1 protein-coding gene is annotated in these 224 nt (G+C 65.2%); it reads right to left on the bottom strand.

Translation table 11 applies throughout. From position 1 onward, the window contains the following. On the bottom strand, positions 1 to 224 hold a 224-nt coding region (locus ACLQ28_RS34675), incomplete at both ends, for a KR domain-containing protein (RefSeq protein ID WP_425690473.1).

Genomic DNA, 224 nt, shown 5'->3' with positions numbered 1-224 from the left:
CGCCTGGTCGAACAACTCCAGACCAAGCTCGTTCGACAACGGACTGACACCCATCCGCTCCAAACGGACAAGCTCAGCCTCACTCAAACCACCGGTCATCCCCGTGGCATCCGCCCACAAACCCCACGCCAACGACGTCGCCGGCAAACCCGCCGCCCGACGACTCGCCGCCAAAGCGTCCAAGAACGCGTTCGCCGCCGCGTAGTTGCCCTGCCCCGGACTAC

The organism is Micromonospora sp. DT201 (assembly GCF_049841575.1).
Lineage (GTDB): Bacteria > Actinomycetota > Actinomycetes > Mycobacteriales > Micromonosporaceae > Micromonospora.
Note: the sequence above shows the minus strand (reverse complement) of the source record. Positions and strands in the feature narration are given on the sequence as shown.